This window comes from Bradyrhizobium sp. Kon37, assembly GCF_055807535.1.
The window spans coordinates 210,147-234,424 of the sequence record NZ_JBVVOY010000007.1 but is presented as its reverse complement, the minus strand read 5'-3'; the positions used below and the strand labels follow the sequence as shown (position 1 = coordinate 234,424).

At 64.2% G+C, this 24,278-nt stretch carries 22 protein-coding genes; 15 read left to right on the top strand and 7 right to left on the bottom strand.

All coding sequences use genetic code 11. The annotated features are described in order from the left end of the window. Positions 1-36 precede the first annotated feature (36 nt). A complete protein-coding gene (locus tag AC0L3J_RS17345) occupies positions 37-177 on the top strand; it encodes a hypothetical protein (RefSeq protein ID WP_473347840.1) in 141 nt (46 codons plus the stop codon). A 9-nt stretch (positions 178-186) separates the two neighbouring features. Here AC0L3J_RS17345 and AC0L3J_RS17340 read toward each other — a convergent pair whose 3' ends face one another. Together AC0L3J_RS17340 and AC0L3J_RS17335 are read right to left on the bottom strand one after the other, a co-directional pair. Next, positions 187-1,782 carry a glycosyltransferase family 39 protein gene (locus AC0L3J_RS17340; protein WP_473347855.1) on the bottom strand — a complete coding sequence of 532 codons (1,596 nt, stop codon included), beginning with the start codon at positions 1,780-1,782 and terminating at the stop codon, positions 187-189. A gap of 241 nt (positions 1,783-2,023) precedes the next feature. Continuing rightward, positions 2,024-3,631, bottom strand: a complete 1,608-nt coding sequence (locus AC0L3J_RS17335) for an ABC transporter substrate-binding protein (RefSeq protein WP_456769311.1) — start codon at positions 3,629-3,631, stop codon at positions 2,024-2,026. 279 nt (positions 3,632-3,910) lie between these two features. Between AC0L3J_RS17335 and AC0L3J_RS17330 the strand changes: the two genes are divergently transcribed. From AC0L3J_RS17330 to AC0L3J_RS17295, 8 genes are all read left to right on the top strand, one after another. Then, on the top strand, positions 3,911-5,041 hold the full coding sequence (locus tag AC0L3J_RS17330) for a M20/M25/M40 family metallo-hydrolase (RefSeq protein WP_473347839.1): 1,131 nt from the start codon (positions 3,911-3,913) through the stop codon (positions 5,039-5,041). 168 nt (positions 5,042-5,209) lie between these two features. Then, complete coding sequence (locus AC0L3J_RS17325; protein WP_007602533.1) at positions 5,210-6,151, top strand: ABC transporter permease; 942 nt, start codon at positions 5,210-5,212, stop codon at positions 6,149-6,151. A 20-nt stretch (positions 6,152-6,171) separates the two neighbouring features. Next, a complete protein-coding gene (locus tag AC0L3J_RS17320) occupies positions 6,172-7,059 on the top strand; it encodes an ABC transporter permease (RefSeq protein ID WP_007611875.1) in 888 nt (295 codons plus the stop codon). Between the two features lie 14 nt (positions 7,060-7,073). Then, positions 7,074-8,723: an ABC transporter ATP-binding protein gene (locus tag AC0L3J_RS17315; RefSeq protein ID WP_473347854.1), complete on the top strand. Its 1,650-nt coding sequence runs from the start codon at positions 7,074-7,076 to the stop codon at positions 8,721-8,723. A 212-nt stretch (positions 8,724-8,935) separates the two neighbouring features. Next, complete coding sequence (locus AC0L3J_RS17310) at positions 8,936-10,441, top strand: M81 family metallopeptidase (RefSeq protein WP_473347838.1); 1,506 nt, start codon at positions 8,936-8,938, stop codon at positions 10,439-10,441. Between the two features lie 13 nt (positions 10,442-10,454). Further along, a complete protein-coding gene (locus tag AC0L3J_RS17305; protein ID WP_473347837.1) occupies positions 10,455-11,627 on the top strand; it encodes a M20 aminoacylase family protein in 1,173 nt (390 codons plus the stop codon). Continuing rightward, positions 11,620-13,041, top strand: coding sequence for an amidase (locus AC0L3J_RS17300; RefSeq protein ID WP_473347836.1), 1,422 nt, complete (start codon positions 11,620-11,622; stop codon positions 13,039-13,041). Before AC0L3J_RS17305 ends, AC0L3J_RS17300 begins: the two co-directional genes overlap by 8 nt. A 149-nt stretch (positions 13,042-13,190) precedes the next feature. Beyond that, positions 13,191-14,081 carry a crotonase/enoyl-CoA hydratase family protein gene (locus tag AC0L3J_RS17295; RefSeq protein WP_473347835.1) on the top strand — a complete coding sequence of 297 codons (891 nt, stop codon included), beginning with the start codon at positions 13,191-13,193 and terminating at the stop codon, positions 14,079-14,081. 109 nt (positions 14,082-14,190) lie between these two features. Here AC0L3J_RS17295 and AC0L3J_RS17290 read toward each other — a convergent pair whose 3' ends face one another. Next, positions 14,191-15,168, bottom strand: coding sequence for an NADPH:quinone oxidoreductase family protein (locus tag AC0L3J_RS17290; protein WP_473347834.1), 978 nt, complete (start codon positions 15,166-15,168; stop codon positions 14,191-14,193). Next, positions 15,168-15,776: a DsbA family protein gene (locus tag AC0L3J_RS17285; protein ID WP_473347833.1), complete on the bottom strand. Its 609-nt coding sequence runs from the start codon at positions 15,774-15,776 to the stop codon at positions 15,168-15,170. Before AC0L3J_RS17285 ends, AC0L3J_RS17290 begins: the two co-directional genes overlap by 1 nt. Before the next feature lie 110 nt (positions 15,777-15,886). Between AC0L3J_RS17285 and AC0L3J_RS17280 the strand changes: the two genes are divergently transcribed. After that, positions 15,887-16,909, top strand: a complete 1,023-nt coding sequence (locus tag AC0L3J_RS17280; protein WP_473279637.1) for a methionine synthase — start codon at positions 15,887-15,889, stop codon at positions 16,907-16,909. A gap of 16 nt (positions 16,910-16,925) precedes the next feature. Here the strand turns inward: AC0L3J_RS17280 and AC0L3J_RS17275 are convergent, their stop codons facing one another. The 3 genes from AC0L3J_RS17275 to AC0L3J_RS17265 form a co-directional block, all read right to left on the bottom strand. After that, entirely contained in the window at positions 16,926-17,543 is a 618-nt protein-coding gene (locus tag AC0L3J_RS17275) for a hypothetical protein (protein ID WP_473347832.1), read from the bottom strand. A gap of 107 nt (positions 17,544-17,650) precedes the next feature. Beyond that, positions 17,651-18,178 carry a xanthine phosphoribosyltransferase gene (gpt, locus tag AC0L3J_RS17270; protein ID WP_007602504.1) on the bottom strand — a complete coding sequence of 176 codons (528 nt, stop codon included), beginning with the start codon at positions 18,176-18,178 and terminating at the stop codon, positions 17,651-17,653. A gap of 36 nt (positions 18,179-18,214) precedes the next feature. Next, on the bottom strand, positions 18,215-18,952 hold the full coding sequence (locus AC0L3J_RS17265; protein ID WP_473347831.1) for a competence/damage-inducible protein A: 738 nt from the start codon (positions 18,950-18,952) through the stop codon (positions 18,215-18,217). A gap of 276 nt (positions 18,953-19,228) precedes the next feature. Between AC0L3J_RS17265 and AC0L3J_RS17260 the strand changes: the two genes are divergently transcribed. The 5 genes from AC0L3J_RS17260 to AC0L3J_RS17240 all read left to right on the top strand — a co-directional run bounded on the left by AC0L3J_RS17260 (position 19,229) and on the right by AC0L3J_RS17240 (position 24,217). After that, positions 19,229-20,647 (top strand): circularly permuted type 2 ATP-grasp protein, encoded by a 1,419-nt coding sequence (locus tag AC0L3J_RS17260; RefSeq protein ID WP_456769302.1) that lies wholly within the window; start codon positions 19,229-19,231, stop codon positions 20,645-20,647. A 4-nt stretch (positions 20,648-20,651) separates the two neighbouring features. Next, positions 20,652-21,596, top strand: a complete 945-nt coding sequence (locus AC0L3J_RS17255) for an alpha-E domain-containing protein (RefSeq protein ID WP_473347830.1) — start codon at positions 20,652-20,654, stop codon at positions 21,594-21,596. 108 nt (positions 21,597-21,704) lie between these two features. Next, complete coding sequence (locus AC0L3J_RS17250) at positions 21,705-22,553, top strand: transglutaminase family protein (protein ID WP_007611900.1); 849 nt, start codon at positions 21,705-21,707, stop codon at positions 22,551-22,553. A 120-nt stretch (positions 22,554-22,673) separates the two neighbouring features. Then, positions 22,674-23,432, top strand: a complete 759-nt coding sequence (locus AC0L3J_RS17245; protein WP_106944555.1) for a proteasome-type protease — start codon at positions 22,674-22,676, stop codon at positions 23,430-23,432. A 26-nt stretch (positions 23,433-23,458) separates the two neighbouring features. Beyond that, on the top strand, positions 23,459-24,217 hold the full coding sequence (locus AC0L3J_RS17240) for an SDR family oxidoreductase (RefSeq protein WP_007602492.1): 759 nt from the start codon (positions 23,459-23,461) through the stop codon (positions 24,215-24,217). Positions 24,218-24,278: the final 61 nt, after the last annotated feature.

The window sequence follows — 24,278 nt, the reverse complement described above, 5'->3', positions numbered from 1 at the left end:
CGATGTTGTACTGCAACAATTTGAAAAGGCGCTTCAATGGAACCGAAACACCGTAAAGACCACGACGCCGCGGAGCGGGCGAAGACGGAACGCACGCCGGCGAGCGCCGAAACGACCGCCTTCACCGTGCCATTCGCCAGTGAAGGGCTCGAGCGGGTCCGCGACAGCCATTGCTGAGCAAGACGCCTATTCCGTTGCGCGCCTGCTGGCGCTGAAATCGTCCGCAACGCCCTCGGGTGCCGCGCCGCTTCCACGGGGCGGCACCATCAGCACAACCACTTCCCGCGTGAGACCGGGCCGGCCCCATAGCTGCGCCTGGACGATAAATTCCCGCTTGACGAAGTGCCCGGCACGCCCGGCCACCCCGTCCATCCACCGGCTGCAATCATCCTGATCGCGGAAACAGAGCGCGGCCCAGCCGCGGTCCAGCGTCGTCTTGCGCGGCAAGCCCCCGGGATATTGATCCTCGAACGGCTGCACGTAGTGCGGGTGGTCCGGGCTGTAGAAGGCCAACGCGAAGGCCAGCGAATCGTCGCCGCTGACGGCGGCGAGCGGCTCGCCCGTCTGTTCGCGCCACTCGCGTGTCAATTCTCTGGCCGCCTCCGCGTAGAAATTGCGCCCCTCCTCGTAACCGTGATCGTTGCGGTAGACGGCATGGATCGGCGCGGCGACGAGGACGGCCGTGAGCGCAACGCCGGCCACGATCAAGGTGAGGTTGACGGTGTAAAAGCGCTCGATCGGATAATTTGTGCCGCAGACCACGAGAATGGCGAACAGAAACAATCCCTGCAAAGCCCAGAGCGACGGCAGATCGGTGCCTATCGCGAGCGAGACCAGAACCGGCAGCGCGATCGTGCCCACGGCAACGTAAAAGAGGAGCCGCAGGCCCGGATTCATCGCCGCGAAATCGTCCGGAAACTGCTTCAGCCGCGTGCCAGCGATGAACATCCAGCTGACGGCTGACACACTGATGGCCGCCAACAGCCCCAGAAGGAAGTTCCTGGCCTCACCGAGCGAGCTCACCGCAGTGCCGTTGGCATGGTTCAGCGCGTAGGTGAAGGTCGGTGCCCCCGTCGTGGCGAGCCAATGAACATGCGGTGACAGCGCCGCAAGCCCGACGACGACCGAGATCCAGGGCGAGGCGGACGTGAAATAGGCGCGTCGCGCCGGATGCGCCAGCGCGGCAAACGTGAAGCTCGCGACAAGGAAGATCGAATAATATTTGCCGGCCATGGCCAGCGCCGTCGTGACTCCCGCGGCGATCGCCCACGACGCCGCGCGGGTCTCGAATGCGCGCAGGAAGCACCAAGTCGCCAGCGGCCAGACGGCCAGCAGCACCGCATTGGCATTGAAGCGCTGGGCATGGAATTGATAGGCCGGCGTCAGCATCAGGAGCAACAGCACCAGGACGCGCTTGTGCCCCGTCACGAATTGCCGCGCGATCCGGTCGACGAAGACCAGCGCAAGCCCGGCATTGGTCATCGCCATCAATTGCAGCGACCACTCGCTGAGCGGAAAGATGGCGCTCCAGCTCGCGGCAACCCAGCCGGTCAATGGCGGATGCTTGGGGTAGCCCCACGCGAAATGCCGCCCCAGCGTCCAGGCCTCCAGTGTATCGGGGTGCAGACCGCCGCCGGCATAGGCGACCGCCAGATACAGTGTCCAGATCGCGACGAAGCAGGCGATGAGAAGCGGCACGGCCCAGCCCGTCTCGACGCCATCGAGCCAACGCAGGAATGGCAGGCGCCATCGCGCCGGCGCGCGATCGGACCGTTCGGCCATCGCCTGGAATGCAAAATCGATCGGCACTGGAATCAATGGAGGAAGGAAGATGATGCGCAAGGACGGCACATCTAGTTCAGTACGGAAACAAATAGCAATGATTGGAAACTGGAAAAGTTTGAATTCACCGCCTTCTCAGCCGGCAAAGGTCGACAAACGACCAGATCGACAAACGACAACGGCGCCGCTGATGACAGCGGCGCCGCGTGATGATCCGGACGAAAGAGAAGAGCCTTCGCCCCTACTCCGATTTGTCGACGTTCCAGAACAGCGGGGTCGCGGGACCGTCGAGCACGCCGGTCAGCGATTTACGCCAGCCGCTCGGCAGGAGATACTGCCCCAGCGGGATGTAAATCACCTGCTCATAGGCTTCCTTCTGGATGTCAGCGGCGATCTTCTTCTGATCGTCGAGCGAGGCGGCGCGAACGAAGTCGTCCTTGAGCTTTTCGATCTTGGCGTTCTCGGCCCAGCCGAACCAGCCCTTCTTGCCCTGGCCGCCGATCGAGAGATTGGCGATCGGGTTGGAGACGTCGGCCGCGACCCAGTTGGTGAAAAACATGTTCCAGCCGCCCTCCTTCGGAGGCTTCTGGCTGGCGCGGCGGCTCACCACCGTCTGCCAATCGGTCGCTTGCAGGTCGACCTTGAAGCCGGCCTCGCGCAGCAACTGAGCCGCAACGATCGGCTGCGCCTTCAGCGTCGTGACATCGCCGGGGGCCATGATCACGATCGGGGTGCCGTCGTAGCCGGATTCGGCGAGCGCCTTCTTGGCTTCGGCCATGCCGTTGCCCTTCACCAGGGTCTCGGCACCGGCCTCGGTCGCGAACGGCGTATCGCACACGAAGAAGGCGCCGCAGACCTTCTGATATTTGGCGTTGCCGACCAGCGCGTCGAGAACGTCCTTCTGGTTTATCGCCAGAAAAGCAGCACGGCGCACTTTGACATTATCGAACGGCGGATAAAGGAAGTTCATCCGGCCGAGCGTCTGGAAACCGAACTTGTTCGAGACCTCGATCGTGATCTCCTTGTTCGCTTCCAGCAACGGGAGCATGTCGTAAGGCAGGTTTTCCACGAAGTCGATGTCGCCCGACTGCAAGGCGTTCACCGCGGTCTGCGAGTCCGGCATGGTGATCCACTCGACGCGGTCGACCTTCACCACCTTGCCGCCGGAGGTCCAGCTCGACGGCTCCTTGCGCGGCACGTAGTCGGTGTTCTTGACGTAAACCGCCTTCACGCCGGGCTGGAATTCCGACTGCACGAACTTGAAAGGACCCGAACCGATCTGCTCGGGGATCTGCTTGTCCGGCGGCGTCTCGGCGAGGCGCTTCGGCATCATGAAGGCAACGCGGGAGGACGGCTTGCCGATCGAGTCGAGCACGAGGCCGTAGGGCTCCTTCAGCTTCAGCGTGATGGTCTTGGCATCGGTCGCCTCGATGCTCGCGGTGAAGTCGAGCAGTTTCTGGCCCATGCCGTCGACTGCGGCCCAGCGCTTGAGCGAGGCAACGCAGTCCTCCGCCGTCACCGGCGCACCGTCATGCCACTTCAGGCCGTCGCGCAGCGTGAACGTGTAGGTGAGCTTGTCGTCGGAGATCTTCCAGTCCGCCATCTGCGGCTGGATCTTGAAGTTCGAATCGGGCGCCACGAGCGTGTCGTAGATCATGTAGCCATGGTCGCGCGTGATGTAGGCCGTGGTGAAGATCGGATCGATGATGCGCAGATCCGAGTGCATCACCGCCGTGATGGTCTTGCCGGCCGCAAGCACCGGCGAGGCCAGTGCGGTCGAAAGCGCGACGACCGACAGCGCAAGTTTGGAGGCGAACGCGCGAGGCCCCCGGCGCATCAACTTAAACATAAAAAGTTCTCCTGACGTGAAACTGTTCAAAGGCAGGTTATTGATTGAGCATCCGGTTCGTTCTTTAGGCGAACTAACCTCATGCAATGCCTTTATCTTTTCGAGACTTGCAGACAGTGCCGAGCGCGTCAATCCGGTTTCGCTGCAAGCCCAAGCGGCGCGCGCACGGGCTCCACAAGGATCGGTTTGGCTCTACAACGCTCTCCGCCTGTCCTGCCCCGCGCGATGCAATGCGCGTTCCATGTTCCGAAGCCCCAGAGACATTGGAGAGACATTGAGATGAATCCAGCCAATCTTCCCTTCGATTCTGAAGCAATGCTCCAGGGCCTGCGCGGTTGGGTGGAATGCGAAAGCCCGACCTGGGACGCGAGCGCCGTGAACCGCATGCTCGATATCGCGGCGCGGGAGATGGCGATCATGGGTGCGACGATCGAGCGCATCGCCGGTCGCCAGGGCTTTGGCGGCGTGATCCGCGCCCGCTTTCCGCATCCGAAGCAAGGCGAGCCCGGCATCCTGATTGCCGGACACATGGATACCGTCCACCCCACGGGCACCATCGAGAAGCTGAAATGGCGGCGCGAGGGCAGCAAGTGCTACGGACCCGGCATCTACGACATGAAGGGCGGCAATTATCTTTCGCTGGAAGCGATCCGCCAACTGGCCCGCGCCTCGTTCACGACGCCGCTGCCTATCACAGTGCTGTTCACACCCGACGAGGAAGTCGGCACACCCTCCACGCGCGATATCATCGAGGCGGAAGCCGCGCGCAACAAATACGTGCTGGTGCCCGAGCCCGGCCGCGCCGACAACGGCGTCACTACCGGACGTTACGCCATCGCGCGTTTCAATCTCGAGGCGACCGGCCGGCCCAGCCACGCCGGCGCCACCTTGTCGGCGGGCCGCTCGGCTATCCGCGAGATGGCGCGGCAAATCCTCGCCATCGACGCGATGACGGGCGAGGATTGCACATTCTCCGTCGGCGTCGTGCACGGGGGTCAATGGGTCAATTGCGTTGCCACGACCGCCACCGGCGAAGCGCTTTCGATGGCCAAGCGCCAGGCCGACCTCGATCGCGGCGTTGGGAGGATGCTGGCGCTCTCCGGTACAACCGATGATGTCACCTTCAAGGTGACGCGCGGCGTGACACGTCCGGTCTGGGAGCCCGATGCCGGCACCATGGCGCTGTATGAAAAGGCGCGCGGGATCGCCAAGTCGCTCGGCGCAGAACTGCCGCATGCGAGCGCCGGCGGCGGCTCCGACGGCAATTTCACCGGCGCAATGGGCATCCCGACTCTCGACGGCCTGGGCGTGCGTGGCGGCAACGGCCACACGCTCGAAGAGTATATCGAGGTTGAAAGTCTGGTCGAACGCGGCCGGCTGATGGCGGGGCTGCTCGCGACTCTGGAGTAACGGTGCGAGCCACATCGCCAAAACCCGGCCAGGTCACCGAAACAAGTTGACCGCACTGCAAAAACGGTGGCCCGGATGGCATGGGAATTGCTGAAATGTTAGGCTGGTGGCAGAACCCCAGGCTCCAGCCGCTGTCGCTGATTTGACTCTAATCTGACGGGATCCAACTTGCTCGGATATCTCCTTCGCCGAATTCTCGCCGCCGTACCCGTGATGGGCGTGGTGGCGCTGTTCGTGTTCCTCCTGCTCCGCCTCACCCCGGGCGATCCCGCCGCGATTCTTGCCGGCGACAACGCCACGCCGGAGCGGCTCGAGCGCATCCGGACCTCGCTCGGCCTCAACGAGCCGCTGATCGTGCAGTTCATCACCTGGCTGAACAAGCTGCTGCATGGCGATCTCGGAACTTCACTCATCTCCAACCTTCCGGTGATGAAGATGATCGGCCAGCGGGTCGAGCCGTCGATCTCGATTGCGCTGTCGACCATCATCCTCGCCGTCATCGTCGCTGTTCCCCTGGGCGTGATCGCGGCCTGGAAGCACGGCACCTGGATCGACCGCTTCGTGATGGGCCTGTCCGTGCTCGGCTTCTCGGTGCCGGTGTTCGTGGTCGGCTACATCCTGATCGAGGTCTTCGCGATCGACCTGCGCTGGGTGCCGGTGCAGGGCTTCCGCAGCATCTCGAACGGTTTTGGGCCGTTCTTCGAGCGCATCATCCTGCCGACCTGCGCGCTGTCCTTTATCTACATCGCGTTGATCGCGCGCATGACGCGCGCGGCGATGCTCGACGTGCTCGGCGAGGACTATGTCCGCACCGCGCGCGCAAAAGGCATCAACGAAGTCGCCGTGATGATGCGCCATGCGCTGCGCAACGCCGCCGTGCCCGTGATCACGGTGATCGGGACCGGCTTTGCGCTTTTGATCTCCGGGGTCGTCGTCACCGAGAGCGTGTTCAACATCCCCGGCATCGGCCGCCTCACGGTGGATGCGGTGCTGGCGCGCGACTATCCGGTGATCCAGGCGATGATCCTGCTGACGTCGTTGATCTATGTCGTCGTCAATCTCCTGATCGACGTCGCCTACACGCTGCTCGATCCCCGGATCCGGTACTAGGGCTAAGGATAACAACAAGAATGTCTGTCGATACCCTTCCCCAGTCCTCCATCCCGATCACATCGCCGCTGCGGCCGCGCTTCGGATTCCTGACCTCGACGCCGATCATCGCGGCAGCGACCATCTGCCTCGCGTTGGTCGTGCTGATCTCGATCCTGGCGCCGTTGATCGCGCCGTATGATCCGATCCAGCTTGCGCCCTCGCAGCGGCTGAAGCCCTCTTCGGCGCAATTCCTGCTCGGCACCGACGCCTATGGCCGCGACCTGCTGTCGCGCGTCATGTATGGCGGACGCATCTCGCTTCTGATCGGCATCGGCTCGGCGATCATGTCGATCGTCATTGGGTTGGCGATCGGCCTCGTCTCCGGCTTCTTCAAGCTGGTCGATTCCGTCATGATGCGGATCATGGACGGCCTGATGGCAATGCCGAGCATCCTGCTGGCAATCGCCGTGGTGTCGCTGTCCGGCGCCAGCCTCTGGACCGTGCTGATCGCGATCACGATCCCCGAAGTTCCGCGGGTGGCACGCCTGGTGCGCTCGGTCGTGCTATCGGCGCGCGAAGAGCCCTATGTTGAAGCGGCGATCTCGGTCGGCACATCCCTGCCAAAGATCATGTGGCGGCATTTGATGCCGAACACGATCGCACCGCTGATCGTCCAGGGCAGTTACGTCTGCGCGTCCGCGATCCTCACCGAGGCCATCCTCTCCTTCCTCGGCGCAGGCATCTCGCCGGAAACGCCGACCTGGGGCAACATCATGGCCGAGGGCCGTCAGTACTTCCAGCTCAAGCCGACGCTGATCTTCTGGCCGGGCCTGCTGCTCTCGATCGCCATCCTCAGCATCAATTTGATCGGCGACGCCGCCCGCGACGCACTCGATCCGCGCATGAAGCAGCGGGAAGGCAAATGATGACCGATCAAGTGATGACCAGCCCGATCCTCGACATCAACAACCTCGTCGTCTCCGTCGGCAAGAAGCCGAATGCTGCAAACATCATCGACGGCATCTCGATCCAGGTGCACGAGCGCGAGACGCTGTGCCTCGTCGGCGAAAGCGGCTCGGGCAAGTCGGTGACCTCGCTGACCACGATGGGTCTGCTGCCGAAGGGCACGCTGATTCCGACCGGCGGCAGCGTCAAGCTGGTCGGCGAGGAGATTCTCACCGCGACCGACCGCCGCCTGCGGCAGCTCCGCGCGACGCGCATGGCGATGATCTTCCAGGAGCCGATGACGGCACTCAATCCGGTGATGCCGGTTGGCCGCCAGATCGACGAGGTTCTGCGCGCGCACACCAAGCTCGATGCGAAGGCGCGCAAGAAGCGCATCCTCGACATGATGGAGCAGGTGCGCCTGCCCCAGGTCGAGCGTATCTTTGCCTCCTACCCTCACCGACTCTCAGGCGGTCAGCGCCAGCGCATCATGATCGCGATGGCACTCGTGCTCGAACCGAAGCTGCTCATCGCCGACGAGCCGACCACAGCGCTCGACGTCACCACGCAGAAGCAAATTTTGACCCTGATCCGCGACCTCCAGCGCGATCACGGCACCGCCGTGCTGTTCATCACCCACGACATGGGCGTGGTCGCCGAAATCGCCGACCGCGTCGCGGTGATGCGGCAGGGCCGACTGGTCGAGACCGGAACGCTGGATTCCATCCTGCGCAATCCGACCATGGAGTACACCCGCAACCTGCTCTCGGCAGTGCCGAGCCTGGTGCCGCGCGCGGCACGGCCTGAGACCAAGGAACCGGTGGTGCTGGAGGCCAACGAGCTCGGCAAGGTCTATCGCGAGCGAGCATTCTTCGGTAAGGGCCGCGAAGTCGTCGCCGCCGACAAGGTCACGCTGACGCTGCGCAAGGGCCGCACGCTCGGCATCGTCGGCGAGAGCGGCTCAGGCAAATCGACCGTGGCGCGCTGCATCGTCCGCCTGATCGACCCGACCTCCGGCGGCGTCCGCCTCTCCGGCCGCGAGATCTCGGACATCTCGCGGCGGCTGTTGCAGCCGCATCGCAAGAAGATCCAGATCGTATTCCAGGACCCCTACCGCTCGCTCAACCCGCGCGTCACCGTCGGCGAAAGCATTGCGGAAGGCCCGATCAATTATGGCGTGTCGCATGCCGACGCAATGAAGCGTGCGCGCGAATTGCTCGAGCTGGTCGGCCTGCCCGCCGATGCGGTCGCGCGCTATCCCCACCAATTCTCCGGCGGCCAGCGTCAGCGCATTGCGATCGCCCGCGCGCTCGCGCTCGACCCCGACGTGCTGGTTGCGGACGAGGCGGTCTCCGCCCTCGACGTCTCCGTGCAAGCGCAGGTGCTGGAACTGTTCGACGAGATTCAGAAGCGGCTCGGCATCGCCATCCTGTTCATCACTCACGATCTGCGCGTCGCCGCGCAGATCTGCGACGAGGTCGTGGTGATGCAACACGGCCGCGTCGTCGAGCAGGGCCCGGCCGCCGAAGTGCTGACGCATCCGAAGGAAGCCTACACCAGAGCCCTGCTCGAGGCAGCGCCGGGCCGCGGCTGGGATTTTGCGAACTTCCGGCCGGTGGCCGAGGGCGCGGCGGCCAGCGCCTAGTTTCTCTCCTCGTCATTGCGAGCGCAGCGAAGCAATCCAGTCTGTCCCCGTCGAGGGATTCTGGATTGCTTCGCTGCGCTCGCAATGACGGCGGTTGCGACAAGCATTCCTAAAACGGCTTGACGCCATGCGCGGCGCGATTGCTTCCCGGCTTGCTCTCGCCGCAAGCACAGGGCTAACGTCGCGCACTTTCAATTGCTGGACTTGAGTTGATGACACGTATCGCCGTCGGCGGCTTCCTGCACGAGACCAACACCTTCGCTCCGACGAAGGCGACGTTCGCGGACTTCCAGCACGGCGGTGGCTGGCCGGCGATGACGCAAGGACCCGACGTGCTGAAGGTGATGCGCCGCATCAATGTCGGCCTCGCCGGTTTCGTCGACAGCGCCGAGGCTCATGGCTGGGAACTCATCCCGACCATCGCTTGCGGCGCCAGCCCCTCGGCGCATGTCACCAGGGACGCCTTCGAGCGCATTGTCAAAGCAATGATCGACGGCATCGCAGCCGCCGGCCCGATCGACGCCGTCTATCTCGATCTGCACGGCGCGATGGTCACGGAACATCTCGACGACGGCGAAGGCGAGATTCTGGCCCGCGTGCGCCGCGTCATCGGCAAGGACATTCCGCTGGTCACCAGCCTCGATCTCCACGCCAACGTCACGCCCGAGATGATGGAGTATGCGGACGCGCTGATCGCCTACCGCACCTATCCCCATGTCGACATGGCCGAGACCGGCCGTGCCTGCGCGCGACACCTCGCATTGCTCTTGAAGACAAAGCAGCGTTTCGCAAAATCCTTCCGGCAATTGCCGTTCCTGATCCCGATCAGCTGGCAGTGCACCAACGACCAGCCGACCAAGGGCATCTACGAAAAGCTTGCCGCGCTGGAGAGCGACGCGGTTCCGACGCTGTCCTTCGCGCCCGGCTTCCCCGCCGCCGATTTCCGCGATTGCGGCCCGAGCGTGTTCGCCTATGGCAAGACCCAAGCCTATGCCGACGGCGCGGCGGATGCGATCGTGAAGCTGATCGAAAGCCACGAGGACGATTTCGACGGCAAGATCTGGTCACCCGATGACGGCGTGCGCCACGCAATGGAACTCTCGAAGGGCGCGAGCAAGCCGATCATCATCGCCGACACCCAGGACAATCCCGGCGCCGGCGGCGATTCCGACACCACCGGAATGCTACGCGCGCTGGTCCGCAACAAGGCGAGTGCTGCGACCGGCGCGATCTACGATCCGGAATCGGCCAAGGCAGCGCATGCAGCGGGCGTCGGCGCCAGCGTGACGCTGTCGCTCGGCGGCAAGTCCGGTATTCCCGGCGACGAGCCCTATCGTGAGACCTTCGTCGTCGAAAAACTTTCCGACGGCCGCTTCGTCGCGCCCGGTCCCTACTATGGCGGCCGCGAGATGGAGATGGGCCCGTCCGCATGCCTTCGCATCGGCGACGTCCGAATCGTCGTGAGCTCGCACAAGGCGCAGCTCGCCGATCAGGCCATGTACCGCTATGTCGGCATCGAGCCGACTGAACAGAAGATTTTGGTCAACAAGAGCTCGGTGCACTTCCGCGCCGATTTCGAACCGATCGCGGAAAAGCTGATGATCTGCGCTGCCCCCGGCGCGATGCCCGCTGACACAGCCACGCTGCCGTGGACGCGCCTCCGGCCGGGGATCCGCATCAAGCCGAACGGCCCGGCTTTCACTCCCTCCTCACGCTAACTGGACAGAACACATGCCCACGATCGACCGCATCGACGGCTATGCCGACGAACTCACCGCTATCAGGCGCGACCTCCACGCTCATCCGGAAATCGGCTTCGAGGAAGTGCGCACCTCCGGCATCGTCGCGGACAAGCTGAAGAGCTGGGGCATCGAGGTGCATCGCGGTCTCGGCGGCACCGGCGTGATCGGCGTCATCAAAGGCAAGGGCTCGGGCAGCAAGCGTATCGGGCTTCGCGCCGACATGGACGCGCTGCCGATGGAGGAGAACACCAATCTGAAATGGAGTTCGAAGATCCCGGGCCGCTTCCACGGCTGTGGCCATGACGGCCACACCACCATGCTGCTCGGCACCGCGCGCTACCTCGCCGAGACCAAGAATTTCGACGGCACCGTGCACCTGATCTTCCAGCCGGCCGAGGAAGGCCTGGGCGGCGCCCGCGCCATGATCAAGGATGGCCTGTTCGAGAAATTTCCCTGCGACGAGCTCTATGGCCTGCACAATGCGCCGGACCTCAACCACGGCGAGATCGCGATCCTGCCCGGCCCTGCGATGGCCAGTGCCGACTTCTTCGACCTCCGCATCACCGGCTATGGCGCGCATGGCGCGATGCCGGAACGCTCCAAGGACGCGGTGATCATCGCGACCACGCTGGCGCAGGCGATCCAGACCATCGTCAGCCGCAACGTCGAGCCGCTGCAGGCCGCAGTCGTCTCGATCACGCAGATTCACGCCGGTTCGGCGTACAACGTCATCCCCGGCGAGGCGCATCTTTGCGGCACCATCCGCACTTTCTCGAAAGAAGTCCGCACCCTGATCAGCGAACGCATCCGCACGATCTGCGCCGGCATCGCGAGCGCCTATCAGTGCGTGATCGACGTTGACATCCGCGACACGTTCGATGTGCTGGTCAACCAGGTCGAGCAGTCTAAGGTCGTCGAAGACGTCGCGCGCACCATCGTCGACCCCGCCAACGTGATCACCCGCGCCCAGCCGAAGATGGGCAGCGAGGATTTTGCCGACATGCTGCAAACCATTCCCGGCGCCTATTTCTGGGTCGGCCACGACGGCTCGGTGCCCGTGCACAATCCCGGCTTCGTGCTCGACGACAAGATCCTGCCGATCGGTGCCAGCATGTTCGCCCGGATCATCGAGACCCGGATGCCGGTGGGTGCCCATGCATAGAAAGAGCGTCGAAGAGGAAGTCACCTCGCTGCACGATCTCTCCGCGGTCGATCTGATCGCGGGCTATCGCGCCAAGCAGTTCTCGCCGAGCGAGGTGCTGGAAGACGTGCTCGCGCATGTCGCCGCGTGGGAGCCGCACCTCAAGGCGCTTTATGCATTCGATCCCGACGGCGCGCGCGAGACCGCGAAGGCCTCGACCGCGCGCTGGTCCGGGGGCGAGCCCTCTGGCGCGCTCGACGGCGTGCCGGTGACCGTGAAGGACAACATCGCGACCAAGGGCGTGCCGGTGCCGCTGGGGGCTGCCAGCGTCAAGCTCACGCCGGCGGAGAAGGACGCACCACCCGCGGCCCGCCTGCGCGAAGCCGGTGCGATCATCTTCGCCAAGACCACCATGCCCGACTACGGCATGCTGTCCTCGGGGCTGTCCTCTTTCCACGCGCTGGCGCGCAATCCCTGGGACCTCGCTAAGAACCCCGGCGGCTCCAGCGCCGGCGCGGGCGCCGCTGCGGCGGCCGGCTATGGCCCGCTGCATCTCGGCACCGATATCGGCGGCTCGGTCCGCCTGCCCGCGGGCTGGTGCGGCCTCGTCGGATTCAAGCCGAGCTTTGGACGCGTACCGATCGATCCCGCCTATGTCGGCCGCGTCGCCGGTCCCATGACCCGCACCGTCGACGATTGCGCGCTGATGATGAGCGCGATCGCAAAACCCGACCGACGCGACGGCACGAGCCTGCCCGCGGAGCCCCTCAACTGGAAGGGGCTGGAGAAATCCCCGCGCAAACTCCGCATCGGATTGATGCTCGATCCCGGCGTTGGCCTGGCGCTGGAGAAACCGGTGCGCGAGGTCGCGGTGAAGGCGGCGAAAGCGTTCGAATCCGCAGGGGCCGTGGTCACCGAAGTCGACGGCATCCTCACGCGCGAGATGCTCGACGGCCTCGACAACTTTTGGCGCGCACGGATGTGGGATGATCTGTCGAAGCTGACGCCCGCCGAACAGGCAAAGGTGCTGCCCTACATTTTCAAGTGGGGCGAGTCTGGCGCGAAGCTCTCGGGCGGCGACGTTATCCGTGGCTTCAACCAGACCATGGCAATCCGCGCCGCGGCATCAAAGCTGTTCTGCGAGCTCGACTATGTGATCTCGCCGACCGCGCCGAACGTGAACTATCCGGCGGAGTGGGCCTCGCCGACCAACGATCCCATGAAGCCCTTCGAGCACATCGCCTATACCGTGCCGTGGAATATGTCGGAGAATCCGGCGATCTCCATCAACGGCGGCTTCGACGCCAAGGGTTTTCCCATCGGCGTGCAGATCGTCGGCCGCCGCTTCGACGATATCGGCGTGCTCGGCATGGCCAAGGCTTTTGAGAGCCTGCGCGGGCCACAGAAGCCCTGGCCGAGCCCGCCAGCGAAGTAATCTACATACTCCGTCATGGCCGGGCTTGTCCCGGCCATCCACGTCTATACGCTTGCACTGAAGCAAGTACGTGGATGCCCGGGACAAACCCGGGCATGACGGCAGGCTGCGTAGAAACACCAATAACAAAGAAAAGGAAGGAAACCACCATGGCGTATGAGACGATCAAATACGAGGTCGCCGAGCAGATCCTCACCATCACGCTGAACCGGCCCGACAAGCTCAACGCCTTCAACGCGCAGATGCAAGGAGAGCTGATCGACGCGTTCGACGCCGCCGACAAGGACGACGACGTCCGCGCCATCATCGTCACAGGCGCTGGCCGCGGTTTTTGCGCGGGCGCAGATCTTTCGTCGGGCGCCGACACCTTTGATCGCGACGTGCGTCGCGGGCCGGTGAAGCGCTTCGCCGACGGCAAGGTCGACTACAGCGATTCCCAGGTGCGCGACGGCGGTGGCCAGGTGACATTGCGCATCTTCAAATGCCTCAAGCCGGTGATCGCCGCGGTCAACGGTCCCGCGGTCGGCATCGGCGTTACCATGCAGCTCGCGATGGACATCCGCATCGCCTCCAACGCCGCGCGCTTCGGCTTCGTGTTCTCCCAGCGCGGCATCGTGCCGGAGGCCGCCTCGAGCTGGTTCCTGCCGCGCATCGTCGGCATCTCGCAGGCGCTGGAATGGTGCTATTCGGGTCGCGTCTTCCCGGCGCAGGAAGCCTTCGCCGGTCGCCTCGTCAGCAAGGTCGTAGCGCCCGATGATCTGCTGCCGACCGCCCGCGCGCTCGCCAAGGAATTTGCCGCGAAGACGGCGCCGGTGTCGGTGGCGCTGATCCGCCAGATGATGTGGCGCATGATGGGCGCCGACGATCCGATGGAGGCCCACAAGGTCGACAGCCGCGGCATCTACGCGCGCGGCCGCTCCGACGACGTGAAGGAAGGCGTGACGTCGTTCCTGGAAAAGCGCCCGGCGCAGTTCAAGAACAAGGTGTCGAGCGATATGCCGGACTATTTCCCGTGGTGGACGGAGCGGGAGTATAAGTGAGGCATCGTAGGGTGGGTTAGCCGAAGGCGTAACCCACCTCTTTCGTATCCGCGGACACAGAAGGGGTGGGTTACGCTTCGCTAACCCACGCTACGATCCAACGGCACCGTCACCCCATCACTAACGCCACGCGCCCGATCGCCTTGCGGTCGATCAGCAGCCGCATCGCCTTCGCAACCTCCTCCAGCGGCAGGCGGTGCGAGACGTTGGGGCGCAGCTTGCCCTGCTCGGCCCATTGGAGCAACGCCTTCAGGCGCACTTCGCCAAGCGCGGGATTTTTCCGTACCGCTTCGCCCGCTCGCACGCCGAGCACGCTGGCACCCTTGATCAGCAGGAGATTGGTTTTCGCCGAGCCGATGCCGCCGGTGAAGCCGATCACCAGCAGCCGAGCACCCCAGTTGATACAGCGCATCGAATTCTCGAACACCTCGCCGCCGACGGGATCGAACACGACGTCGGCACCGCGACCGTCGGTGATCCGTTTGACGGCATCACGAAACGGCTCGCGGTCATAGCGCACGAGATGATCGGCGCCGCGCACCTTGGCGATTGCGAGCTTTTCGTCGCTGGACGCTGTCGCGATCACAATCGCACCCAGCATCTTGCCGATCTCCACGGCAGCAAGGCCCACGCCCCCGCCGGCGCCATGCACCAGCAGCACCTCGCCCGGCGCAACCCGGCCGCGGTCGATCAACGCGTGATAGGCGGTGCCGTGCCCGGCGAGATAGGTCGCGGCTTCCGCATAGTCGAACGTCGATGGCATCGGCGTGAGCTGCGACGGCGTCACCACCGCTTCATCCGTGAAGGCGCCGTGCCGCATCTTGACGATGACCTTGTCGCCGACGGCGACGCCGCTCGCCTCTGCGCCAACCTCGGTCACGTCGCCGGCCGCCTCCATCCCCGGCGTAAACGGCAACTCGGGCTTGAGCTGGTATTCGCCGGCCGCCATCAGCACGTCTGGAAAATTCAAGCCGGCGGCACGGATTGCGACGCGCACTTCGCCCGGCTTCAGCTCGCGCGACGGAAACTCTTCGAGCCGCAAATTTTCGGGCGCGCCGAGCGCGCGGCAGACGACAGTCCGCACCATCAGGCCGCGCTCGCCTTGCCGCGCAGCAGCGCCTCGCGGATCAACGGCAGGCGGTCATTGCCGAAATACATGTCGGTCTTGCCGACGAAGATCGTCGGCGAGCCAAAGCCGCCGCGGGCGACGACCTCTTCGGTGTTCGCCTTGAGCTGATCCTTGATCCCCTGCCCCGAAATGCCCGCGAAGAATTTCTGCTCGTCGACGCCGAGTTTCTTGCAGATCTCGGCCAGCACCGCGTCCTGTGAGATGTCCTTGTCGCCGCCCCAATAGGCCTCGAATACGGCGGTCGCGAACGGCACCATGTCTTTGCCGAGCCAGATGCAGCCGCGCATCGCTTTCACGCTGTTCACCGGAAATACCGTCGGCGGCATCTTGATCGCGAGACCGGCCGAGCGCGACCAGTCGGCAAGGTCCTTTTTCATGTAGCGGGCCTTCAACGGCACCGGTGTCTCACGCTGCACATACACACTTGGGTTGACCGTATTGAAGATGCCGCCCACCAGGATCGGCCGCCAGACGATCTCCGCGCCAACCTCCCTGGCCAGCGGCTGGATGTTGTGGAAGGCGAGATAGGTCCAGGGGCTGGAACAGTCGAAGAAGAATTCGATCATGGCGTTTCCGGTCGGGCGCCGCCGGTTTCGAGGCGACTTTTGTTGTTCTGTACCTCGACGTTAAGACATGGCAGGAAGGGGCGCAATCATAACCCGCCGTGAGGGCCGCCATGCTGTTTCCAACCACGATCGCCGGCTCCTTGCCGAAGCCGGAATGGCTCGCCGAACCCAACATGCTCTGGGCGCCCTGGAAGTCGCAGGGCGACGAGCTCGTCCGCGCCAAGCGCGATGCGACGATGCTTGCCGTCAAAGTCCAGGAGGATGCCGGCATCGACATCGTCACCGAGGGCGAGCAGGCCCGGCAGCATTTCGTCCACGGTTTCCTGGAGAAGATCGAGGGCATCGACTTCGCCCACAAGGTCGAGATGGGCATCCGCAAGGATCGCTACAAGGCGATGGTGCCGCAGGTCGTCGCCCCGCTCCGGCTGAAGAGCCGCGTCCACGCCGACGAGGCGCGCGTCGCCCGCGCGCACACCAAGAAGAAGCTGAAATTCACCCTGCCCGGCCCGATGACCATCATCGACACCATTGCCGATCGCTACTATGGCGACCGCGTCAAGATGGCCTTTGCGTTCGCCGAACTCCTGAACGAGGAAGCCAAGGCGCTGCAGGCCGACGGCGTCGATCTCGTGCAGTTCGACGAACCCGCGTTCAACGTCTACATGGACGAGGTCAACGATTGGGGCATCAAGGCGCTGGAGCGCGCCGCGCAGGGCCTGACCTGCGCCACTGCCGTGCACATCTGCTACGGCTACGGTATCAAGGCCAACACCGACTGGAAGGAAACGCTCGGCGCGCAATGGCGGCAGTACGAGCAGATCTTTCCCGCGATCGACGCCAGCCCGATCCAGCAGGTCGCGATCGAGTGCCGCAACTCGAAGGTGCCGCTCGACCTGCTTGCCCTGCTCAAGTCCAAGATCGTGCAGGCCGGTGTGATCGACGTCGCCAGCGACACGGTCGAGACCGCCGAGGATGTCGTGCAGGTCATCGACGCGGTGTCGAAATTCGTACCCAAGAGCAACATCATCGCCACCACCAATTGCGGCATGGCGCCGATGCGGCGCGAGATCGCCGAAGCCAAGCTGATGGCGCTCGGCGCCGGTGCCGCGCTGGCACGCGAGAAGCTGGGATGATCACGACGCGCGTGTCTTAGTCCAGCGCCGTCGGATGCAGCACGGGCCGGTAGCCGGCCTCGAGCGCGCGCAGCGTTGAGGGCGGCGTCAGCAACTTCATGTCGTCGAGCTGACGCGCGTCCTTGGCATAGCCCGCCGGCGACCACAGCAGGGCCCTCCCCTGCATTATCAAAAAGCTCTTCTCGCCCTGTTGGATCATCGCGCCGTCCGGCAATTCCGCGAGCGGCCTCGGCAGCGCATGCAACCGTTTCTTGCCGCGATCAAGCCGTTCCCGATGCAGTACGGCATCCATCGCCTTGGCGCTGATGCCGCTTGCATCATTGCCCTTTTCCCATGCAACGCGAAAGCGTTTGGCATCGTCGCGGCGGCAGAAGAAGCAGGGACGGTGGCCTGCGGCAAAGGCGGTGGCCTCGTCGAGGAAGAACAGCTCGGTCCAGCTCCGCCGCGCCATCACGGGACGCCGCCAGCCGCGAAATTCGCACAGGCAGGTGATCCAGGCCGGCGTCGACCAGCGCTTGTTCAGCAGCGTCTTGGTCGCGGGATCATGGATGATGCCGCGGTTACCGGTGAACAGCCCGCGATGTGGTATCGCGATGATCTCGCCGGTCGGCGTGACGCGGTTTTGCAGGGGCATGGTCGCCTCCGCCCGTCATTGCGAGGAGCGAAGCGACGAAGCAATCCAGATTATTTCCGCGGGCACATTTCTGGATTGCTTCGCTGCGCTCGCAATGACGGCGATAATCACGCCGCCCCGTCGCGCAGCGGCGGGTGATAGGACAGCGCGGTGTCCCATGGGAAGAAGATCCAGGTGTCCTGCGAGACTTCCGTGATGAAGGTATCGACCAGCGGACGTCCCTTCGGCTTGGCGTAGACGGTGGCAAAATGCGCATCGGGCAGCATCGCGCGCACCAGCTTGCCGGTCTTGCCGGTATCCACGAGGTCGTCGACGATCAAAAGCCCCTTGCCGGTGCCGCCGCCAAGCTTCATCACATCTTCGGAAATGCCCTTCAGCACTTTGAGGTCGCCCTGCTTGTCGTGGTCGTAGCTGGCGATGCAGACCGTATCGATCACGCGCACGCCGAGCTCGCGCGCCACGATCGCCGCCGGCACCAGGCCGCCGCGGGTGATCGCGATCACCGCATGAAACGGACCAACCTCGTTGAGCCGCCAGGTCAGCGCCCGGCAATCCCGGTGGAACTGGTCCCACGACACCGGAAAGGGGCGGCCCGCCCGTTCTTCCGCACTTAATTCCGGTGCTTCACCAGCCATCGTCGTCTCCTGCTTCGTCTGCCGGCAGCTAGGTTGCTAGCGGGTGATGTTCAATCCCGCCAGCATTTCCTTCACTGCCGCCATTGCGGCTGCGAGCTTGTCCGCATCGCGCGAGCGCACCACCAGATTGGTGTTCGGCTTCTGCTCTTCATCCATGAAGGGATAGCTGCCGATGATGGTGTCGGGATGTTCGGCGGCAATCGCCCGCAGCGGGCTGCCGATGTCACCCTCCCGCGCATTGGCGCGGACCGATTCGGAGAGCATGCGGACGCCCGATTTCAGCTTGGGCGAGACGATGTCCATCATCGCCTGCATGATCGAGGGCACGCCCGCCATCACGATGACATTGCCGATCTTGAAGCCGGGGGCGAGGATAGTCGCGCTCTGGATCAACTCGGCTCCATCAGGGATGCGGGCCATGCGCAGGCGGGCCTCGTTGAGGTCCTGCTCGCTCCAGCGCTCGCGGAAACGGGCGACCACCTCCGGATGATGGTCGATGCCGACGCCGAACGCCTTGGCGACGCTGTCGGCGGTGATGTCGTCATGGGTCGGCCCGATGCCGCCGGTGGTGAAGACATAGGTGTAGCGATGCCGCAGCGCATCCAACGCGGCAATGATGTCGGGTTCGTCGTCGGAGACGACCCGGACCTCCTTCAGGTCGATGCCGATATTGGTCAGGTATTCGGCGATGAAGCCGATGTTCTTGTCCTTGGTCCGGCCGGACAGGATTTCGTCCCCAATGACCAGAATACCCGCCGTGACGATCTCGCTCATACTTCAAGTCCCTCACCTATCGGCCCGACTTTGCCGAGGTAACGCGTTGAAGTCACGCGCTTTTGCTGCCGAAATAAGCAGTCCTCAGCCATTTTTTCAGGCAAGCCGCCGGCCATCCCCGGCAAATGTCCTCTCCCCATGCTTATCGCGCTGGCCCGGCCCTTGCTACCGCATGAAAGTCATGCACTCTTGCCGCATGGCCAGGACGTTGCGGTCTTCACCAAGCCTCGCGGCCTGTCGAATGGCGCAACGCCTTGCGGAGACAAGTCGGGATCTATGGCAGTCGCGTTTGATGAAATGAACATTCCCGGTGGGGACCTTCGCCCCGCCTATCAGGAGCTGGCGCGCTGGCTCAAGGAGACGCCTCCCGAGGCGCTCGAATATCGCCGCCAGGAGGCCGAGCTCCTCTTCCGCCGCATCGGCATTACCTTCGCGGTCTATGGGGACACCGAGTCCACGGAGCGCCTGATCCCCTTCGACGTGATCCCGCGGATCATGTCCGGCAAGGAATGGTCGCTGTTGGAGAAGGGCCTGAAGCAGCGCGTGCGCGCGCTCAACATGTTCCTGCGCGACATCTATCACGGCCGCGACATCCTCCGCGCCGAGATCGTGCCCGACGACCTCATCTTTCAGAACCCGGTCTTCCGTCCCGAGATGAACGGCCAGCAGGTGCCGCACGACGTCTACGTGCACATCGCCGGCATCGACATCGTCCGGGTCGATTCCGAGGACTTCATCGTGCTGGAGGACAATGCGCGCACACCCTCGGGCGTGTCCTACATGCTGGAAAACCGCGAGATCATGATGCGGCTGTTTCCGGACCTGTTCGCCCGCCACAGGGTGGCGCCGGTCGAACGCTATCCGGACGAGCTGCTGTCCGCCTTGCGCTCGGTGGCGCCGCAAAGCGCCTCCGGCGAGCCGACCGTCGCATTGCTCACGCCGGGCGTCTACAACTCGGCCTATTACGAGCACTCCTTCCTGGCCGACAAGCTCGGTATCGAGCTGGTCGAGGGCCGCGACCTCATCGTCAAGAACAACGAAGTGTTCATGCGGACGACCGAGGGCGTGAAACGGGTCGACGTGATCTACCGCCGCGTCGACGACGACTACCTCGATCCCCTCACCTTCCGGCCCGACTCCGCGCTCGGCGTGCCCGGACTGATGTCGGCCTATGCGGCCGGCAACATCACGCTCGCCAACGCGGTCGGCACCGGCATCGCCGACGACAAGGCGATCTACTCCTACATGCCGGACATCGTAAAATTCTATCTCGGCGAGGAGCCGATTCTGAAGAACGTACAGACCTGGCGCTGCCGCGAGCCGAAGGACCTCGCCTACGTGCTGGACCATCTGAGCGAACTCGTTGTGAAGGAGGTGCACGGCTCCGGCGGCTACGGCATGCTGATCGGTCCTGCCGCGACCAAGGCGACGATCGAAGCCTTCCGCGAAAAGCTCAAGCGCGAGCCCGAGGGCTTCATTGCGCAGCCGACGCTGGCGCTCTCGACCTGCCCGACCTGCACGGCTTCCGGCCTTGCGCCGCGCCACGTCGACCTGAGGCCGTTCGTGCTCACCGGCAGCAAGAGCACCACGATCGTGCCCGGCGGGTTGACACGCGTTGCCCTGAAGGAAGGCTCCCTGGTGGTGAATTCGAGCCAGGGCGGCGGCACCAAAGATACCTGGATCCTGGACGAGTAGAGAGATGCTGTCGCGTACCGCCGAAAACCTCTATTGGCTCGCCCGCTACGTCGAACGGGCCGAGTATCTCGCGCGCACCATCGATGCGACGCTGCGCGTCACCGCGCTTCCCGCCGCCTATATCGGCAAGACCAACGAATGGGACTCGGCGCTTTTGACCGCCGGCGTTGCCGCAAGCTTCTATCAGACCTACGAGGAAGCCAACGAGCACAACGTCGTCGAGTACCTGTCGTTCTCGCCGAACAACCCGTCCTCGATCAGGAATTGCATCGAGGCCGCGCGGCTGAATTCGCGCTCGGTGCGCACAGCGCTGACGAGCGAGATGTGGGACACCATCAACTCGGCCTGGATCGAATTGCAGGAGGTCTGGAGCAGAGGGACCTCCACGCGCGAGGACCTCGCAAAATTTCTGCGCTTCGTGCAGGAGACCTCGCTGCGCTTCGACGGCTCGGCCTACCGGACCATGTTGCGCAACGACGCTTATTGGTTCTCGCGGATGGGCCTGCATCTCGAACGCGCCGACAACACTGCGCGCATTCTCGACGTGAAATACCATGTGCTGCTGCCCGAGGAGGAGCACGTCGGCGGCCCGCTCGATTTCTACCAGTGGACCTCGATCCTGCGCTCGGTCTCGGCGCTGACGGCCTATCACTGGGTCTATCGCGAGACGCTGAAACCCTGGCTGATCGCGGACCTCTTGATCCTCAACGACACGCTGCCGCGTTCACTGGCGAGCTGCTACGGCAACCTCGTGCGCAATCTCGATCAGATCGGGGTCGCCTATGGCCGCCAGGGTCCGGCCCAGCGCCATGCCCGCGGCATCCGCAACCGGCTGGAACACAGCAATATGAACGACATTTTCCAGCGTGGCGTGCATGAATTCATTCAGGAATTCATCTCCGACAATTCCAGGCTGGGCGAAATCATCACGAAGCAGTATTTGATCTGATCTTCTGTCATTCCGGGATGGTCCGTAGGGCCAGACCCGGAATCTCGATATTCCGGGTTCGATGCTGACGCATCGTCCCGGAATGACCACCTAGAATCACGGTCCATCATGCGCCTGCGAATCCTGCACACCACGACCTATCGCTACGAGCCGCAGGCCACGAGCGTGATCCAGATCCTGCGCATGACGCCCGGCAGCCATGACGGGCAATATGTGGCGGAGTGGCAGATCGACGTGTCGACCGACACCAAGCTCGACACCCACGAGGACGCGTTCGGCAACGTCACCCATGTCCTGTCCTGCGGACCCGTCGGCGACATCAAGATCACCGCCGAGGGCCTGATCGAGACCCACGACACCGGCGGCGTTCTGCGCGGCGCCGACGAGCGCTTTCCGGCCGGCATGTTCTTGCGCGCCACCGACCTCACCACGGTCAATCCGGCGATGAATGCGGTCGCGCGCCAGCTGCGCAGCGAGGCCGAAAGCGACACGCTCGGCTTCCTGCACACGCTGATGACGCAAATCAGCGATCACATGACCTTCGACGAGGACCCGACCAACAGCGGCACATCGGCGGCGGAAGCGTTCACGCTCAAGCGCGGCGTCTGCCAGGACTACGCGCACATCTTCATCGCCTGCGCCCGCAGCGGCGGCGTGCCGGCGCGATTCGTCTCCGGCCACTTCCTGCGCTCCGACGGCACGGTGCATCAGGACGCGGGCCATGCCTGGGCGGAGGCCTATGTCGACGGTCTCGGCTGGGTCGGCTTCGATCCCGCCAACAGCATCTGCGCCACCGACGCCCATGTCCGCGTCGCGATCGGGCTCGATTATCTCGGCGCCGCCCCCGTGCGCGGCACCCGCTATGGCGGCGGCGCGGAGACGCTGTCAGTGGCGGTCAAGGTCGAGCAGGCCGGCCGCGGCGGCCAGTCGCAATCGCAATCCCAGCGGCAGAGCTGAACCGCGCCACGCACGCCCCCCGCCCGCACAGCTTCACCCTGCCGCCCCGCGGCAATCGGGGGTTGGAGCGGCCGTTGAAATTGGCTAGTAATTCCGCGCAAACGCGTTCGGGGACTGGAAATGACCTATTGTTGCGGAATTCTGGTTCGGGACGGTCTGGTGATGATCGCCGACACCCGCACCAATGCCGGCCTCGACAACGTCTCGACCTTCCGCAAGCTTCACATCTTCTCCAAGCCCGGCGACCGCATCATGGCGATCGCCAGCGCCGGCAACCTCGCGATCAGCCAGTCGGTGCTCTCGACGCTGACCGAGGGCCTCGAAGACCCCAACACGGGTGAGATCGAGACGCTGATGAACGCGCCGACCATGTTCCAGGCCGCCCAGCGCATCGGCCGGGCGATCCGGGCCGTGCACACGACCGAAGGGCCGGCGCTCAAATCAGAGGACGTGTCATTCGACGTGTCCTTCCTGTTCGGCGGCCAGATCAACGGCGCGCGCATGCGCCTGTTCATGGTCTACACCGCCGGCAATTTCATCGAATGCACCACCGACACGCCCTATTTGCAGATCGGCGAGCACAAATACGGCAAGCCGGTGCTCGACCGCGCCATGCATTACGACGTCGAGCTCTACGAGGCGCTGAAGACCGGGCTGATCTCGATGGATTCGACCATGCGCTCGAATCTCGGCGTCGGCCTGCCGATCGACGTGCTGGTGGTGCGCGCCGACGCCTGCGAGGCCGATCTCAACCACCGCATCGAGGCGGGCGAACCCTATTTCCACGATTTGCGCTCGCGCTGGTCGGCGGCCTTGCGCGCCGCGCATCAGAACATTCCGCGGCCGCCCTACAAGAACGAAAAAGAATCCAAAACCTGACAGATCAAGAGAAAAGGCAGGAAACAATGAGTGAAGCGAAAAAGATCGCAGTGGTGACGGGCGCCGGCACCGGGGTCGGGCGCGCGGCGTCGCTGGCGCTGATGAACACCGGCTTCACCGTGGTGCTCGTCGGGCGCCGGCCCGACATGCTCGAGGAGACGGCCAAGCTCGGGCCCGCCGGAAAGAGCCTCTGCGTCACCGCCGACATGACCAAGCCGGACTCGATCGCCGCGCTGTTCGACAAGGTCAAGGCCACCTACGGCCGGCTCGACGTGCTCTTCAACAATGCCGGGATGGGCGCACCGCCGGTGAACTTCGAGGATCTCAGCCTCGAGCAGTGGCAGGCGGTGGTGAACACCAACCTCACCGGCCCGTTCCTGTGCACCCAGCACGCCTTCCGCATCATGAAGGACCAGAGCCCCCGCGGCGGCCGCATCATCAACAACGGCTCGATCTCGGCGCATGCGCCGCGGCCGTTCTCGGCGGCCTACACCTCGACCAAGCACGCTATCACCGGCCTCACCAAGGCCTCCAACCTCGACGGCCGCATGTACGACATCGCGGTCGGCCAGGTCGACATCGGCAACGCCGCAACGCCCATGACCGACCGCATGGTCAACGGCCCCGGCGTGCTGCAGCCCGACGGCACGTCGAAGCAGGAGCCGCGCATGGACGCGAAGGCCGTCGGCGACGCTGTCGCCTACATGGCCGGCCTGCCGCTCGACGCCAACGTGCTGACCATGACGGTCATGGCAACCAAGATGCCGTTCGTGGGACGGGGCTGAATAAAAACGCGAAACAACCCCATGCACAGTAGGCGGCCCATTGATTCGTCTACGGTATTTC

Bases quoted from the DNA above. Each gene is read 5' to 3' on its own strand.
- AC0L3J_RS17345 (WP_473347840.1), top strand. From the start codon at position 37: ATGGAACCGAAACACCGTAAAGACCACGACGCCGCGGAGCGGGCGAAG.
- AC0L3J_RS17340 (WP_473347855.1), bottom strand. From the start codon at position 1,782: ATGGCCGAACGGTCCGATCGCGCGCCGGCGCGATGGCGCCTGCCATTC.
- AC0L3J_RS17335 (WP_456769311.1), bottom strand. From the start codon at position 3,631: ATGTTTAAGTTGATGCGCCGGGGGCCTCGCGCGTTCGCCTCCAAACTT.
- AC0L3J_RS17330 (WP_473347839.1), top strand. From the start codon at position 3,911: ATGAATCCAGCCAATCTTCCCTTCGATTCTGAAGCAATGCTCCAGGGC.
- AC0L3J_RS17320 (WP_007611875.1), top strand. From the start codon at position 6,172: ATGTCTGTCGATACCCTTCCCCAGTCCTCCATCCCGATCACATCGCCG.
- AC0L3J_RS17315 (WP_473347854.1), top strand. From the start codon at position 7,074: ATGACCAGCCCGATCCTCGACATCAACAACCTCGTCGTCTCCGTCGGC.
- AC0L3J_RS17310 (WP_473347838.1), top strand. From the start codon at position 8,936: ATGACACGTATCGCCGTCGGCGGCTTCCTGCACGAGACCAACACCTTC.
- AC0L3J_RS17305 (WP_473347837.1), top strand. From the start codon at position 10,455: ATGCCCACGATCGACCGCATCGACGGCTATGCCGACGAACTCACCGCT.
- AC0L3J_RS17300 (WP_473347836.1), top strand. From the start codon at position 11,620: ATGCATAGAAAGAGCGTCGAAGAGGAAGTCACCTCGCTGCACGATCTC.
- AC0L3J_RS17295 (WP_473347835.1), top strand. From the start codon at position 13,191: ATGGCGTATGAGACGATCAAATACGAGGTCGCCGAGCAGATCCTCACC.
- AC0L3J_RS17290 (WP_473347834.1), bottom strand. From the start codon at position 15,168: ATGGTGCGGACTGTCGTCTGCCGCGCGCTCGGCGCGCCCGAAAATTTG.
- AC0L3J_RS17285 (WP_473347833.1), bottom strand. From the start codon at position 15,776: ATGATCGAATTCTTCTTCGACTGTTCCAGCCCCTGGACCTATCTCGCC.
- AC0L3J_RS17280 (WP_473279637.1), top strand. From the start codon at position 15,887: ATGCTGTTTCCAACCACGATCGCCGGCTCCTTGCCGAAGCCGGAATGG.
- AC0L3J_RS17275 (WP_473347832.1), bottom strand. From the start codon at position 17,543: ATGCCCCTGCAAAACCGCGTCACGCCGACCGGCGAGATCATCGCGATA.
- gpt (WP_007602504.1), bottom strand. From the start codon at position 18,178: ATGGCTGGTGAAGCACCGGAATTAAGTGCGGAAGAACGGGCGGGCCGC.
- AC0L3J_RS17265 (WP_473347831.1), bottom strand. From the start codon at position 18,952: ATGAGCGAGATCGTCACGGCGGGTATTCTGGTCATTGGGGACGAAATC.
- AC0L3J_RS17260 (WP_456769302.1), top strand. From the start codon at position 19,229: ATGGCAGTCGCGTTTGATGAAATGAACATTCCCGGTGGGGACCTTCGC.
- AC0L3J_RS17255 (WP_473347830.1), top strand. From the start codon at position 20,652: ATGCTGTCGCGTACCGCCGAAAACCTCTATTGGCTCGCCCGCTACGTC.
- AC0L3J_RS17250 (WP_007611900.1), top strand. From the start codon at position 21,705: ATGCGCCTGCGAATCCTGCACACCACGACCTATCGCTACGAGCCGCAG.
- AC0L3J_RS17245 (WP_106944555.1), top strand. From the start codon at position 22,674: ATGACCTATTGTTGCGGAATTCTGGTTCGGGACGGTCTGGTGATGATC.
- AC0L3J_RS17240 (WP_007602492.1), top strand. From the start codon at position 23,459: ATGAGTGAAGCGAAAAAGATCGCAGTGGTGACGGGCGCCGGCACCGGG.